The following is a 14,516-nucleotide window of genomic DNA, read 5'->3' on the forward strand; positions in this document are numbered from 1 at the left end:
TCGGTGACGTCGGCGGGTGAAGCGGGCCCTCCTGGGCGCATGGTTTTCCTCAGGCAACAGTTCGCCGTGCCGGGTGGAAACCCGACCGTGTCCGTTGCGGTTTTGCGGCCCGCGCGAACGGGCAAAGGCGCGCTCAGCCTTGGCTGGGCACGCCTGATTCGAATAATCCGTACACGGCGCGGCGTTTGCCGCGCATGTCGTTCAGCGCCATCGGCGCGAACGTGGCGGCCGCGGCAGCCGTGTTCTTCAGAAATCGCCTGTGGTGATCGCTACAGCCTGACGGCATGCCCTCTCCCCGTTCGTGCCCGCCGCGCGCGTGCGCGGCATGGCGGTTGGCGGCGCATTCCCCGACGCGCATGGTTTCATCGTGCCGTCACATGTCCGGAGCGTCTTGTCGTATTTGGGGAGGGAGCGTGCGGAATTCCGCACAGACGTCCATATCGTGACGTCGGTGCGGTTCGCTGAGGATGTAACAAACGTAACGATTCGGCACTTGCTTCATGGCGCCGCCGCATCGTTCACGACGGTCACGACTAGGCGAAGCTGGCCGAAATCCGCACGATCCGTCCCGCTTCGCCACTCAGTCGCACCATCTCGCCGCGGCGCTGCTTCGCTTCGACACCGTCGACGAGTACATGGTCCAGACGCTTGCCCTCGGGCGCGCGCAGGCTCAGCCACACCGCCGCGGGCATCGAGCGCTCCGGCAGCGTCACTTCGCCAGCGACGCCGCCGTGCCCATCGGGTTGCAGGCGGACGCTGGTCCGCCCCCATCGCGTTGGCGCGCTCATCATGGCGATCGCCTGGTCGCCGCCCATCCAGCGCCGCGGCACCGCGCGTGCGAGATAGAGGGTTTCCCCGGCGCTGTCGTCGAACACCATCATCCAGCGCAGCAGCAACGGGATGGTCAGCTGTGCGGGTATGCAGAAAAGCGGCATGCCGCCGCTGAGGTCCGAGACCTCGCCCGCGGTCCAGCTGCCCGGCGTGTGCGCGTGATAGCGGTGCGCGTAAAGGAAGAGCAGGTACTCGTCGATGCGGTCAAGGCGCAGCAGCTGCTGCGCGTAGCCGTAGGAGATGAAGCCGAGGATGTCGCGCCCATCTTCGCTGGGCGGCGCCACATTGGCGACCACGCCGAGGCTGGTGGCGCCGTGGCCGCGCATGCAGTCGATCACCAGGTTGGCGAGTTCGGCAGGCAGGACGTCCGCCTGCAGCAGTTCGGCGTAGGCGCGGTGCGGCCATTGCTGTTCGCTCGGCTTTTCCTGCGTGAGCGACTGGCGGAAGGTGAGCTTCGCGCCGGGCAGGGGGCCGACGTAAGGCGGATGCAGGTCGCGCCGCACGTTGGCGCGCAGCGTGCGTTCCACTTGTGTCGCGAGTATGCGTGAGCGCTGCCGCCAGCGTTGCGCGGATTCGGCGCCGCCCGCGTCGATGCGCGTCCATACCACAGCCAGATCCTGCAGGCCCCGCGCGGCCAGCGCGCTGTTGGCATAGTAGGGCTTCCACCAAAGCTGCGGCTCGGGGAAGAGACACGCATCCGATTCGTTCCAGCCGTGAATCAGGCCGTAGCCCGGGTTGTCGCTCGGCAGCTGCAAGCTGGCGTCGTGCAGGTCGAGCAGGATGCGGGCGGTGGCCTCGATCTTGCCGCGGTGCTTGCGCAGCAAGGCATCGTCGCCGGTGTACTGGAGATAGCGCGCCAGCAGCGACAGGGTGAGGCCAAACTGGCCGGTTTCGGCGCCGCGCATGTTGATCATGCCGTCCGGTTGCACGAAATCGGTGAAATAGCCGTCGAGCACGATGGCGGCCTGCGCGAAGCGGCCCCATTCCAGATTGGCGTAGAGCGAGCTGGTGAAGGTGTCCTGGAAGCCGTCGTATTCGTTGCCGTAGTAGTCGCGATCCACCGCGCCGTACTTCGGGTAGCTGCCGCCAGGGCGTACGACCAGCTCGCGGGCGAAGGCGAAACGCGCCATGTCGCTCCAGCTTGGATCGGGCGCCTGGAAAGCGGCCGCATCGGCGAGATGCCGCTGCCACGCGTCATGGAAGCGCAGCAGCGCGCGATAGAACTCGGCCGCGGAAGGCGCCTGGCGCGTCGGCGGGTAGGCCGGATAGCTGTGACCGTAGTGCACCTGGCTGACCTTGCCGTGCTCGACCAGCGCGGTACGGTGCCAGGTCTGCACCACGAAGCGGTCGTCCGCATCCACGTCGGCGAAGACCAGCACGTCGTACCAGCGGCCTTCGTTCAGCGGAAACACCTTGTGAACGGCCGGCAGCCATCCGCCGAGCAGGCCCTCGCGCCGCCGCGCGGCGAGCTTGTCGTCGCGCAGGGCGGCGATGTCCTGCTCGGGATGGAATGTGCGCGTGCGGCCGTTGGGGAATACCGGCATGGTGTCGGCGCAGGCGATGGTACCGACGAAGGTCGTCCACGGGAGGCGGCCGGCATAGTCCTTCGGATCGAGCTTGGAGGCGAGCGGCGGCGCCGCGAGGCGGACCTGCGCCGGATCGGGCTCGCCATCCCGAAGCAGGCGGTCGGCAAGCAGATCGGCGTCGGTCAGCGCGATGTCCTTGAGCGCCAGGCCGAGATAGGGCGTTGCCGCCTCCGTCGCGCAGGCCTCGGTGCGTTTGCTCAATACGCAGCCGCCGTCGGGGCCGAGCAGGACCAACCGACCGTCGGTGGAGCTCAGATCCTCGAACACGGTCCACGCGGCGCCGTCCAGGTCGAAGCTGGCAAGGCGCGCAAGGCCATCGGTGGAAAGCGAGGCGGTCGGCAGGCGCGGAACGGTTGCGGATTGCCGGCTTGGCGGCCGGGCTGTGGTCTGTGCCCATGCGCCATCCAGTCCACCTAGGCCGGCGGCTGCGCCAGTCGCGGTCAGCCCTTGCAGAAATCGGCGCCGATCCATTCTTCTCCCCTCTTTGGCTTCGCTCCCCCGTATGCGGACCGACAACGGAGCAGGCCCGCGTACGGGGCCGCTACGCGAGCGGAAGGGGGAGGCGCATCCGCACGCGGGCCTGATCGGCAGGCTCCCACGCGCCTGTCGACCGGTCTTGCATGGATGCGTCGGCTACCGTGCGGAAAACCGCATAACGCCCTGGCGCCGGCGCAAGCGCGGCTTGATGCAGATCAATTCCACACCGCGGGCCTTTGACTAGCGTGAAGTCAGGCCGCCGCGCTTTCCGACCGCGCAATGGCAGACGCCATGTTCACTCACATCCTGCTCCCCACCGACGGCACCACGCACTCCGAATGCGCCATCCGCCTAGGCGTACGCCTTGCCGCTTCCCTCGGCGCGCGCGTCACCGGATTCGCGATGATTCATCTTCACGGCAGCAGCAGCGCGAGCCTGCCCGTGGGGGATGAAGAAACCCTCCGCGCGCGGGCCCGGCTGCGCTTCATCAAGGAGGTGGCCAATGGCCGTGGCGTGGATTGCGATGTCACCTTGGCGCATGGCAACGATGTCGCCCAGGCCATCCTGGCCGCCGCGAAAGAGCTCCACTGCGATCTGGTGGTGATGGGGTCGCACGGGCGCAAGGGATTGCAGGCATTGGTGCTGGGCAGCGAGACGCGGAAGGTGCTGCTGCACGGGAGCATCCCTGTGCTCGTATGCCGCTGACGGCACGCATGGCTCCGCGGTCCGCTCGGAAAGGTAAGGGTCGGCCGCGCCGTGTTCTTGCCCGGCGCTCGATGGTCAAGGCCGTGACCTACCGCCTGCTGATCGTGTGCCTGGACTTCACCACAATCTATCTGCTGACTGGCAAAGCCCATCTGGCCCTGGGCTTCATGATTGCCAGCAACCTCTACACCACCGTCGCCTACCTGCTGCACGAGCGAATCTGGGCCAGAATCCGCTGGGGTCTGCGGCAGCAGCCCGACAGGCGGCATTTGCGCCAGAGCAGCTGACGAGTCCGGATCCGGCGAGTCAACCTCGAGCGGGCGGTGATACTGAAACCCCAGTCCCTGCCTCGGCGCCGGAAGCCAGCCGGCTGTGGCCCCGCCCATACGCCAGATATACGACAAACCCGATCAACAGCCAGATACCAAAACGCACATACGTCACCACCGGCAACCCCCAGATCAGCCAGCAGGAAAACCCCACCCCGATCAACGGCACCACCGGCACCCACGGCGTGCGGAATGGCCGGGGCAGATCCGGCCGGCGGAAGCGCAGCACCGCCACTGCCATGCAGATGACGATGAACGCGCCCAGCACGCCGATATTCACCAGCTTCGCCAGCTCATCCAGCGGAAACGCACCCGCCGCGACTGCCGTCACCGTACCCAGCAACAGAGTGGAGCGATGCGGCGTACCCCAGCGCGCGTGCACGCCGGCGAACCAGCCCGGCAGCAGGCCATCGCGGCCCAGGCTGAAGCCAATGCGCGCGCCGGCCAGCAGGTTCGCGAAGATCACGCTGGTGATGCCGCACACCGAGGCCAGCGAAATCACCACCATCGCCCAGGGCAGGCCGATGCGGATGAAGGCATTGGCCACCGGTGCGGCGTTGTCCAGCGTGCCGTAGGGCACGATGCCGGTCAGCACCAGGCAGATCGCGAAGTACAGCAGCATCGCGACACCGAGCGACAGCAGCACGGCGCGGGGCAGATCGCGCTGCGGATTGCGCGATTCCTCCGCGGCAGTGGTCAGCTGGTCGTAGCCGAACACGGCGAAGAACACCACCGCCGCGCCGGTCACCACGCCGTGCATGCCGAACGGCATGAAGGGATGCCAGCGCTCCGGCTTCACGTAGGCTGCGCCCACTACCACGATCAGTGCGGCGCCGACGATCTTGATCGCCACGATCAGCGTGTTGAAGCGCGCGCCCCATTCCATGCGCATGGCCAGCAGCGCGGTAATGGCCAGCGAGATGAGCACCGCCGGCAAGTTCACTACGCGGCCTGGTGCGCTGCCCCAGGCGCCGCGTGCCCATTCGGGCAAGGTCAGGCCCATCGCGTCGAGCAGGGCTTGCGCGTAGCCGGACCAGCCCACCGCGACCACCGCGGCGATCAGCGCGTACTCCAGAAGCAGATCCCAGCCGATGATCCATCCGGCCAGTTCGCCCAGCACGGCATAGCTGTAGGTGTAGGCGCTGCCGGAGACCGGGATCATGCCGGCGAACTCGGCATAGCACAGCGCCGCCGCGCCGCTGGCGATGCCGGCGATGAGGAACGACAGCAGCACCGCCGGCCCCGCCTGCGTCGCGGCCACGGTGCCGGTGAGCACGAAGATGCCCACGCCGATGATGCCGCCCAGGCCGATGGCGGTGAGCTGCCACAGGCCGAGCACACGGCGCAGGCCGGTGCCTTTGTCCGCTTCGCCTTGCAGGCTTTCCACCGGCTTGCGCCGGATGATGTCGTCGATCAGCGCCATCGTGTTCCTCCCCGGAACCTCGTTTCGTGCGTTACGGTGCTTTCGCTTGCGCGTACGGCGACTTGCCGCCATCCGCGATGAACTGGTCCACGCGCTGCTGCAGCACCGGCAGCGGCACGGAGCCGAGCGACAGCACGGTGTCGTGGAAGGCGCGCAGATCGAAGCGCTCGCCCAACGCCTTCTCCGCCTTCGCGCGTGCATCGACAATCGCCATTTCGCCCAGGTAGTACGACAGCGCCTGGCCGGGCCAGGCGATGTAGCGGTCCACCTCGGTCTCGATCTCGTGCTCGCTCAGCGCGGTGTGGTCGCGCATGAAGGCCTGTGCCTGCTCGCGCGTCCAGCCCAGGTGGTGAATACCCGTATCCACCACCAGGCGGCATGCGCGCCACATCTGATAGCTCAGATAGCCGAAGCGGTCGTACGGCGTGTCGTACATGCCCATCTCCACGCCCAGCCGTTCGGCATACAGCGCCCAGCCTTCGCCATAGGCGGAGATGTATGTGTAGCGGCGGAAATCCGGCAGCCCTTCATGTTCGGCCGCCAGCGGCATCTGCAGCGCATGGCCGGGCGCGGATTCGTGCAGGGTCAGCGCGGGCAGCGAATACAGCGGGCGCGAGGGCAGGTCGTAGGTGTTGACCAGGTAGATGCCCGGTCCGCCACGGCCGCCGGTATAGAACGGCGCCAGGTCCGGCGGCACCGGCTCGATGGCGAAGCGCTGGCGCGGCAGGCGGCCGATGTACTGGCCGATCTTGCCGTCCACGCGCTTGGCGATCCACGCCGCGTCCTTGAGCAACTCGTCGGCGCTCTTCGGATAGAACTTCGGATCGGTGCGCAGGTAGTGCAGGAACTCGGCGAAGCTGCCCTTGAAACCGCTGTCGTGGATGGTCTGGTCCATCTCCGCGCGGATGCGCGCGACTTCCTGCTGACCGATCGCATGGATCTGCTCGGGGCTCAGGTCCAGCGTGGTGAACTCGCGGATCTGCGCCTGGTAGAACGCCTTGCCGTCCGGCATCGATTCGGCCGCGAGCGTGGTGCGTGCCTGCTTCATGTAGGTATGGCGCATGAAGTCCAGCAGCTTGGCGTAGGCCGGCACGACTTGTTCGCCGATGATCTTGCGCGCCTGGGCGCGCAACTGGTCCTGCGCGGCAGCCGGGATGGTGTCCGGCATCTTGCGGAACGGCGTGTAGAACAGATTGTCCTCGCCCTTGGCCTGCGCCACGTCGGCGATGGACTGATCGCGCCCGGCGAGCGTCACGCGCGGCACGCTGAAGCCGCGCGCAAGCCCGGCGCGCATGTTGGCGATCTGTTCGTCGAAGTAGCGCGGGATGTCGCGCAGCTGGCCGAGATAGCGGCGGTAATCGTCCGCGGTGCGCATCGGCTTGCGCGCGGTGAAGCCGAGATTGGTCCAGAAGGCCGTGTCGCTGTTGAACGGCATCTCCCAGGTGCGAAAGCGCTGGTCGGCCAGCAGTGTCTCGATCTGGTTGCGGTAGACCGCGTAGTTCACCGGGTCGTCGCCGCGCAGGTCGTTCGGCGACATCGCGTCGAGCCGCTTGAGCACGTCGGCCCAGTAGCGTTCGCGCTCCGCCTGCGTCGCCGGATCGATCTTGGGCAGATGGTCGGCCGCCTTGCCTTCGCCGTTCTCGTCGTCGTCGCCGGCGAACTGCGCCTGGCGCCACTGCCACTCCTGCGTGTAGATGGCGCGGAAACGCTCATCCGCATCGTCGGCGGCGTGGCCGAGGAGAGGAGCGATGGCGAGGCAGATAGCGCAGGTGAGCGTGGCGATCGGTCTTTTCATCGGCTCCTCTCTCGGTGCATCAGGCGAAGGGCTGGTCGATGGCCGGCGACGGTGGGGTGAACCAGGCGGCGCCGTTCTCGGTGACGTAGAAGTGATCCTCGAGGCGTATGCCGAAGCGCTCGGGCACCACGATCATCGGTTCGTCGCTGCAGCACATGCCTGGCCGCAGCGCGGTGCGCGACCCGCGCACCAGGTAAGGCATTTCGTGGATCGCCATGCCGCAACCGTGACCTGTGCGGTGCGGCACGCCGGGCAGGCGGTAGTCGGGGCCGAGGCCGGCGCGTTCCACCACGGCGCGTGCGGCATCGTCCACGGACTCGCAGGTGGCGCCGGGTCGTGCGGCTTCGAAGGCGGCGCGCTGCGCGGCCTGTTCCAGCGCCCAGATGCGCGCCTGCTCCGCCGTCGGCGTGCCGAACACGTAAGTGCGCGTGATATCGGAGTGGTAGCCCTGCACGGTGCAACCGGTATCGATCAGCACCAGCTGATTGCGTTCCAGGTACTGCTCGCCCGGAATGCCATGCGGATAAGCGGTGGCGTGGCCGAACTGCACGATGCAGAAAGTGGAGCCGTTGTCCGCGCCCATGGCGCGATGCGCCTCGTCGATGAAGCGCACCAGCTCGGTGCGCGAGATGCCTTCGCGCATCAGGCCGGCGGCGAGGCGATGGACTTCCAGCGTCATCGCGGTCGCTTGTTTCATCAGCGCCAGTTCGGCCGAGGATTTGCACATGCGGCAGCCGTCGACGATGGTGCTGGCATCGATCAGTGGCTTGCCGCCGAGCACGGCGCGCAGGCGCTCGGCCACGACGAACGGCGCGGCGGGATCGAGCGCGAGGCTGCCGGCGCCGCGTTCGGCCAGCGCATCCGCCACGAGCTGCTGCGGATCGTCGTGCTCTTCCCACAGCCGCACGTCGGCCGGAATGCGCAGCACGGCGGCGAGCGAGCCGGCCTCGAAGCCGGGGCAGATCAGGATGGGGTCGCCGTGCGCGGTGAGCAGCATGCCGACCAACCGTTCGCTCGCGCCCCAGGCCACGCCGGTGAAGTAGCGCAGCGAGGTGCCGGCGGTGATGAGCAGCGCATCGAGCCGCTGCGCGCGCAGCAGGGCGCGGGCGTGTTCCAGGCGGTGCTGGTATTCATCCGCGCCGATCGCCGGCGCGGGGGTGTGCCACGAACCCAGGCGCGAACGCGCCTGGGCAAGGTCGAGGCCGCCGATCTGCGTGGCGCTCATGCGTGCCTGGTGTCCTGGCCGAGATCGTCCACGCACCAGCAGCCATCGATCTGCCGCGCCACCCCGCCCGGGTTGTGGTCGCGCAGTTCGGGCGGCAGCTGATGCTCGGGCACGTTGTCGTAGCTGTGCAGGGCGGCGAAGCGGCGGATCGCCGCAGGCATGCCGACGGCGGTGAAGCCAGGATGGCCGGTGCTCGGATACGGACCGCCATGGTTCATCGCCGGGCTGACCGCCACGCCGGTGGGCATGCGGTTGCCGATCAGGCGGCCGACGCGCGGACGCAGCGCATGAGCGACTTCGCTCCACGCCGCATCATCGGAACCGTCGGCGGCCGAATACAGCGTACCGGTGAGGTTGCCCTCGAACGCCGCGGCGACCTGTGCCATCTGCGCGACGCCGTCGACGCGCACCAGCAGGCTGGCGGGGCCGAAGGCTTCGGTCTGCAGGGCCTGCGGTTCGCGCAGGAATTGCGCGGCATCGACCTCCAGCAAGGTCGGGGCATGACGGTATCCGGGGGAAGCGGTCGTGCCGCCCGTCAGCAGTCGCGCACCGGCCGATTGCAGCGTGGCGATGCCTTTGCGCAGGTGTTCCAGTACGCCGCCGGAGAACAGCACGCTCGGCGCGGCGGCGGCGAAGTGTGCCTTGGCCGCTTCGACGAACGCATCGCCGGCCGCGTCACGCGGCACGATCACCACGCCGGGGTTCGTACAGAACTGGCCGCTGCCCATGGTGCAGGAGGTGAAGAATTCCTGCGCCAGCGCGGCGCCGCGCTCGGCCAGCGCGCCGGGTAGCAGGAACACCGGGTTCACGCTGGACAGCTCCACATACGCCGGTACGCCGGCGGCGTCCGCCGCAGCCTTGAGCGCCAGGCCGCCCGCGCGGCTGCCGGTGAAGCCGATCGCGCCCAGGCGTGCATCGCCGGCGAGCTTGGCGCCGATGGCGTGGTCGAAGTGATACAGCATCTGCACCGCGGCGGCCGGCAGGCCGCTCTTGCGCAGCGCGTCGAACGCGAGGCGCGCCAGCCGCGCGCTGGTGGCCGGGTGCGAGGGATGCGCCTTGGCGATCACCGGATTGCGCGCGGCGATGGCGGAGGCGAAGTCGCTGCCGGCGATCGCGTTGAAGGCGAACGGGAAGTTGTTGGGACCGAACACGAGTACCGGCTTGCCCAGCGGCGCGAAGTGCGCGCGCAGGTTGGCGGCGGTGTCGATCACCGGCTGCGTCCATGCGTAGCTGCGCACGGCCTTGGCGGCCTGGCGCAATTGGCCGGTGGTGCGCGGCAATTCCACCGCTGCCAGACGCGGATGCTTGGGCAAGGCGGTCTCGGCGTGCGCCGTGTCGACCAGCGCTTCGGCATCCGCCTCGATGCCGTCGGCATAGGCTTCGAGGAAGGCAGCGATGCGCTCGGGCGGCGTGGCGGCCAGCTCGGCGGCCACGGCGGTGGCGGCGGCCAGGGCCGCCTCCACGTCCGCTGCGCCGCAGACCGGGAATGCCGGGCCGATGGGTTCGCCGGTGGTCGGGTCCTCGGCGCGGAACTGGCCGACCGGCGCGTTTGCCGCGCGCCAGTCGCCTGCGATCAGAACGGGTTGGATGTCCATGTCATACCTTTGGGGCGTGGGCGATGGCGTGGTCGATCACGCGCAGCGCGGCTTCGCGTTCCGCCCCGGCGACGGCCAGGCGCGGTGCGCGGACGTATTCGCTGCCCATGCCGACCTTGGCCTGCACCAGCTTGATCAGCTGCACGAAGGTCGGCACGGTATCCAGGCGCAGCAGCGGAAGGAACCAGCGGTACAGCTCCAGCGCCGCGTCGGTGCCGCCGTCGCGGGCCAGCTCGAACAGTTTCACCGATTCCTTCGGGTAAGCGTTCACCAGGCCGGCGATCCAGCCGCGCGCACCCATCGCCACGCCTTCGACGATGGCATCGTCCATGCCCACCAGCAGCTCGATGCGGTCGCCCAGCAGCGCGCGGATGCCGGCGAAGCGGCGCACGTCGCCGGAGGATTCCTTCACTGCCTGCACGTTGGGGAATTCGCGCGCGAGCTCGGCAATATGCTCAGGCGAGAAGTCCGTCTTGTAGGCGACCGGGTTGTTGTAGAGCATGCACGGCAGGTCGGTGGCGGCGATCACGGCGCGCAGGTGCGCGCCCATCTCGCGCCAGTCGGTGGAGTACACGTACGGCGGCAGCACCATCAGGCCGGAGCAGCCCAGCGCCTTGGCTTCCTTGGCCAGGCGCACGGCCTCGGCGGTGGAGAGCGCGGCGATGCCGGGAATGACCGGCGCGCGGCCGTCCAGCGCTTTCACCAGGGTGCGGATGATCTCGACCTTCTCCTCGAACGTGAGCGTAGCCGCTTCGCCCAGCGAACCGAGCGGCACGATGCCGGTGCAGCCGGCGTCGATCAGCTGGTTCGCATGCTTGGCGAGGAAGGCATGGTCGACCTGGCCCTCGGCGGTGAACGGCGTGGTGATAGCGGGGATCACGCCGCGCCAGATGGATGCGTTGCTCATGTCGATGACCTCTCGTCGGAAGGGGAAAGAGCGAGCCCCGCCAAGGTGGCGAGGCGCGCGGGAAACAGGGGCGGGCGGCCGCCGTGGCGCGGGAAGCGGCCGAGCTCGGCCAGCGCCGCGCCGCAGATGCGGCCCTGGCAGGCGCCCATGCCGCAGCGGGTGGCGAGCTTGGCATCGCGTGCGTCGGCGAAACCGTCCAGCGCGCCGAGCGGCACGTCTTCGCAGCGGCATATCAGGGTCTGCGGCGTGGCGAGCGCGTGAACGCGTTCGCCGGGCGCGAAATGCGTGGCCAGCAAGGCGCCGAAGCGTCGCGCGCGTTCGCGCCCGGGCAGCAGTGCGCGCGCCGGGTCGAGTTGCCCGGCGGCGACATGGCCGGCGATCGCGCCTTCGATGCGCGCGGTCGCCAGGCCGCCGATGCCGCCGGCTTCGCCCGCGGCGAGCACGCCGGGCACGCTGGTACGCATGAACTCGTCCACCTGTACGCGCGGATGCGTCGCGGCGTGGTCGAGGGCGCAGCCGAGCAGTTGCGCAAGCTCGACATTGGGGACCAGCCCGTAGCCGACGGCGAGCAGATCGCAGTCGACGCAGGCAGTGCCCTGGGCATCTTCGATCTCCACCATGCGCAGCGCGCCATCGCCATGCGCACGGCGCACGATCGAGCCGAAGCGATACGGCACGCCGGCCAGCCGCGCCCGCAGCATCAGTGCCTGAGCGGCGCGCGCGGGCCAATGAATGAGCTGGCGCGCGAAGGCATGAACGCGTTCTGCCGGTGCCTGCTCGTGGATGCCCAGCACCTTCGCGCCATGCGCGTGCAGTGTGGCCGCCGCGGCCAGCAGCAGTGGGCCAGTGCCGGCGACGACGACCCGTTTGCCCGCGACGGGCCAACCCTGCTTGGCCAGCGCCTGCAGGCCGCCGGCGCCGCTGACGCCGGGCAGCGTCCAGCCGGGAAAGGGAAGCAACAGTTCACGCGCCCCGGTGGCCAGCACCAGGCTGCCGTAGGTCAGAAGCGCGGAGCCTTGGGGCGTTTCGGCGCGCAGCGCGCCATCTTCGCTGGCGATCACGCTGTGCTGCGTCAGCAGCGCGACATCACGCAGGGCGGCGACGGCGTCACGCGCCGCGCCTGGAGCGCCCTTGCGCACGTCGTGGCGCCACACTTGGCCACCCGCGCGCGGCTGCGCATCGAGCAGGCCGACGCGGGCGCCGTGCGAAGCTGCCGCGGCCGCCGCGGCGAGGCCAGCGGGGCCGGCGCCGACGATCAGGACGTCGTAGCGCTCAGCCATCGCTGTCCACCCGCATGCCGTCGCGTGCCGGCGTCATGCATGCGCGCTGGTGCGCGACGCCGTCGATACGCACGCGGCATTCGAAACACACGCCCATGCCGCACAGCGGCGCGCGCGCTTCGCCGCTCACCGAGGTGCGGAAATGCAGCGTCCAGTGCGCCACCGCGGCGGCGACGCTGGCGCCTTGCGGCACGTCGACCGGCTGGCCGTTGATCTGCAGGCGCACGGTGGCGCTCATGCGGCGAGCCTCGCCGGCGCGTACGGCAGCGGATCGATCGCCGGCTGACGGTTCTGGATCAGATCGAGCAGCAGGCGCGCGCTGCCCAGGGCGGTCGTCACGCCCAGGCCTTCGTGGCCGGCGGCGACCCATTGGTCGGCGGCACCGGGCACGGCGCCGAGATACGGGCGTCCGTCCGGCGTGGTAGGACGGAAGCCGGTCCATGCGCGCAGTGCCTGCAAGTCGCGCAAGGCGGGGACGAAAGTGAAGCAGCGCTCGAGCATCCGGCGCAGCATCGCCGGCGAGACGTCCGCATCCGTCGCGCTGAATTCGCGCGACGAACCGATCAGGATCTGGCCGGTCGGCCGCGGCTGCACATTGAAGGCGACGCTGCTGTCCGAGTCGCCATGCGCGCTGTCGGCGTAGCCCAGTTCGAGCAGCTGGTGCCGGACGAGGCCGGGATAGCGGTCGGTGATTACCAGGTGCCCCTTGCGCGCGCGCATCGGCAGCTGCGGCAGCAGCGCGGGCAGGGCGCAGCCGGTGGCGACCAGCACGGGGCCGCTGAGCGACGAGCCGTCGTCGAGCTGCGCGCCGCCGCGGCGCAGCGCTTGCGCGCGGCGTCCGGCATAAAGCACGGCGCCCCGGGATTGCGCGCGGCGCACGAGATGGCGCGCGACGCGCGGCGGATACACCACCGCTTCGCGCGGCACCAGCATGCCGCCGGCCATGCCGGGGGCGAGCGCCGGTTCCTGTTCGTAGAGGGTCTTGGCGTCCAGTACGTGCGCTTCGATGCCGGCGGCGTCCAGGCGCTCCGCGCGCATGGTCGCGGCGGCCAGTTCGCTGTCGCTGCGCGCCACCCACAACGTGCCGCAGCGGCTGAACTCGGCGTCCGGCAGATCGGCGAAGGCTTCCCACTGGCGCAGGGAGTAGCGCGCGAGCGCCAGCTCGGCCGGATCGTCGTCCATCGCCACCAGATGGCCCATCGCCGCGGCGGTGGTGCCGCCGCCGATCGGGCCCGGTTCCACGATCGCCACGCGCAGGCCGTCGGCGCTGGCCGCGTCCGCGCAGGCGGCGCCGACGATGCCGGCACCGATGACGATGAGGTCGTAGCTGTTGGTACCGCCGGTCATTCCGCGCCGCTGCCCCAGGTAAAGGCATCGGCCTCGTCGAACAGCAGGGTGGAGCGCGCCACGACGTAGGCGCTGCCGGTAATGCGCGGCAGCACGCCGTGCGCGCCGGCGGTATATGTGGCGGTGAACTCGCTGCCGAGGATGCTTTCCTGTCGCCAGGTCTCGCCCGGCGCCAGCTTGCCGTCGGCGGCCAGGCAGGCGAGCTTGGCGCTGGTGCCGGTGCCGCAGGGCGAGCGGTCGTAGGCCAGGCCCGGGCACAGCACGAAGTTGCGGCCGGCCTTGCCGGGCAGGTCGGCGTTGATCTCGATATGGTCGATTTCGCCGCCTTCGGCGCCGCTGATGCCTTGCGCTTCGAGCACGCGACGGATCGCTTCGGTGTACGCGGTCAGCTCGCGCTGGTGATGGATCTCCAGCGGCAGCGGCGTGTCCTTGGTGATGAAGAACCAGTTGCCGCCCCAGGCGATGTCGCCGGTGACCTTGCCGTAGCCCGGCACGTCCACCTGCACGTCCTTGGCGTGGCGGTAGCTCTCCACATTGTCGATGGAAACGCGGCCATCGGCGTGCAGTTCGGCACCCACCGTGCCCACCGGCGTCTCGATGCGATGCAGGCCCGGGCCGATGCGCCCCATGTGCTGCAAGGTGCGCACCACGCCGATGGTGCCGTGGCCGCACATGCCCAGGTAGCTGACGTTGTTGAAATAGATGACGCCCACGCAGGCATCCGGGCTCTGCGGCGGCAGCAGCAGTGCGCCGACCACCGTGGCCGAGCCGCGCGGTTCGCAGGCGATGGCCGCGCGCCACGGGTCGAAGTCGCGCCGGAAACGTTCGCGCTGCTCCATGAGCGTGCCAGCGCCCAGGTCGGGAAAGCCGGCGATGACGGTGCGGGTGGGTTCGCCGCCGGTGTGCGAGTCGATCACGTCGATGGTATGCATGGCGGCCATGCTCGCCGCCGGGGCGACGCAGCGTCTAGAAATGCTTGGCGACGGCACATGCGGAAATCCGCACAATGCTTTCTG

Annotated in this window: 13 protein-coding genes; 2 read left to right on the forward strand and 11 right to left on the reverse strand. The window is 69.3% G+C overall.

Features of this window, described 5'->3' with window-relative positions:
• Positions 1-133 precede the first annotated feature (133 nt).
• Positions 134-358 (reverse strand): hypothetical protein, encoded by a 225-nt coding sequence (locus ACNR9O_RS04580; RefSeq protein WP_473682448.1) that lies wholly within the window; start codon positions 356-358, stop codon positions 134-136.
• Between the two features lie 175 nt (positions 359-533).
• A complete protein-coding gene (locus ACNR9O_RS04585; RefSeq protein ID WP_473682447.1) occupies positions 534-2,888 on the reverse strand; it encodes a twin-arginine translocation signal domain-containing protein in 2,355 nt (784 codons plus the stop codon).
• 297 nt (positions 2,889-3,185) lie between these two features.
• On the opposite strand from ACNR9O_RS04585, the gene ACNR9O_RS04590 reads away from it, so the two are divergent.
• Together ACNR9O_RS04590 and ACNR9O_RS04595 are read left to right on the forward strand one after the other, a co-directional pair.
• A complete protein-coding gene (locus ACNR9O_RS04590) occupies positions 3,186-3,599 on the forward strand; it encodes a universal stress protein (protein ID WP_473682446.1) in 414 nt (137 codons plus the stop codon).
• Between the two features lie 83 nt (positions 3,600-3,682).
• Complete coding sequence (locus ACNR9O_RS04595; RefSeq protein ID WP_473682445.1) at positions 3,683-3,886, forward strand: DUF2061 domain-containing protein; 204 nt, start codon at positions 3,683-3,685, stop codon at positions 3,884-3,886.
• A gap of 19 nt (positions 3,887-3,905) precedes the next feature.
• On the opposite strand, the gene ACNR9O_RS04600 is transcribed toward ACNR9O_RS04595, so the two are convergent.
• From ACNR9O_RS04600 to ACNR9O_RS04640, 9 genes are read right to left on the reverse strand one after another with little or no spacing between them, the layout of a single operon-like run.
• Entirely contained in the window at positions 3,906-5,351 is a 1,446-nt protein-coding gene (locus ACNR9O_RS04600; RefSeq protein ID WP_473682444.1) for an amino acid permease, read from the reverse strand.
• A 31-nt stretch (positions 5,352-5,382) separates the two neighbouring features.
• Complete coding sequence (locus ACNR9O_RS04605) at positions 5,383-7,146, reverse strand: DUF885 domain-containing protein (protein WP_473682443.1); 1,764 nt, start codon at positions 7,144-7,146, stop codon at positions 5,383-5,385.
• Between the two features lie 19 nt (positions 7,147-7,165).
• Entirely contained in the window at positions 7,166-8,371 is a 1,206-nt protein-coding gene (locus tag ACNR9O_RS04610; RefSeq protein WP_473682442.1) for a M24 family metallopeptidase, read from the reverse strand.
• Positions 8,368-9,966: an aldehyde dehydrogenase family protein gene (locus ACNR9O_RS04615; protein WP_473682441.1), complete on the reverse strand. Its 1,599-nt coding sequence runs from the start codon at positions 9,964-9,966 to the stop codon at positions 8,368-8,370. The genes ACNR9O_RS04610 and ACNR9O_RS04615 overlap by 4 nt, the downstream gene beginning before the upstream one ends.
• 1 nt (position 9,967) lies before the next feature.
• Positions 9,968-10,873 (reverse strand): dihydrodipicolinate synthase family protein, encoded by a 906-nt coding sequence (locus tag ACNR9O_RS04620; protein WP_473682440.1) that lies wholly within the window; start codon positions 10,871-10,873, stop codon positions 9,968-9,970.
• On the reverse strand, positions 10,870-12,153 hold the full coding sequence (locus ACNR9O_RS04625) for an FAD-dependent oxidoreductase (protein WP_473682439.1): 1,284 nt from the start codon (positions 12,151-12,153) through the stop codon (positions 10,870-10,872). The genes ACNR9O_RS04620 and ACNR9O_RS04625 overlap by 4 nt, the downstream gene beginning before the upstream one ends.
• Positions 12,146-12,391, reverse strand: coding sequence for a (2Fe-2S)-binding protein (locus ACNR9O_RS04630; RefSeq protein WP_473682438.1), 246 nt, complete (start codon positions 12,389-12,391; stop codon positions 12,146-12,148). Before ACNR9O_RS04630 ends, ACNR9O_RS04625 begins: the two co-directional genes overlap by 8 nt.
• Positions 12,388-13,500 carry an NAD(P)/FAD-dependent oxidoreductase gene (locus tag ACNR9O_RS04635; protein WP_473682437.1) on the reverse strand — a complete coding sequence of 371 codons (1,113 nt, stop codon included), beginning with the start codon at positions 13,498-13,500 and terminating at the stop codon, positions 12,388-12,390. The genes ACNR9O_RS04630 and ACNR9O_RS04635 overlap by 4 nt, the downstream gene beginning before the upstream one ends.
• A complete protein-coding gene (locus ACNR9O_RS04640) occupies positions 13,497-14,432 on the reverse strand; it encodes a 4-hydroxyproline epimerase (protein WP_473682436.1) in 936 nt (311 codons plus the stop codon). The genes ACNR9O_RS04635 and ACNR9O_RS04640 overlap by 4 nt, the downstream gene beginning before the upstream one ends.
• Between the last annotated feature and the right edge of the window lie 84 nt (positions 14,433-14,516).

This window comes from Dyella sp. CR10 (genome assembly GCF_055814425.1).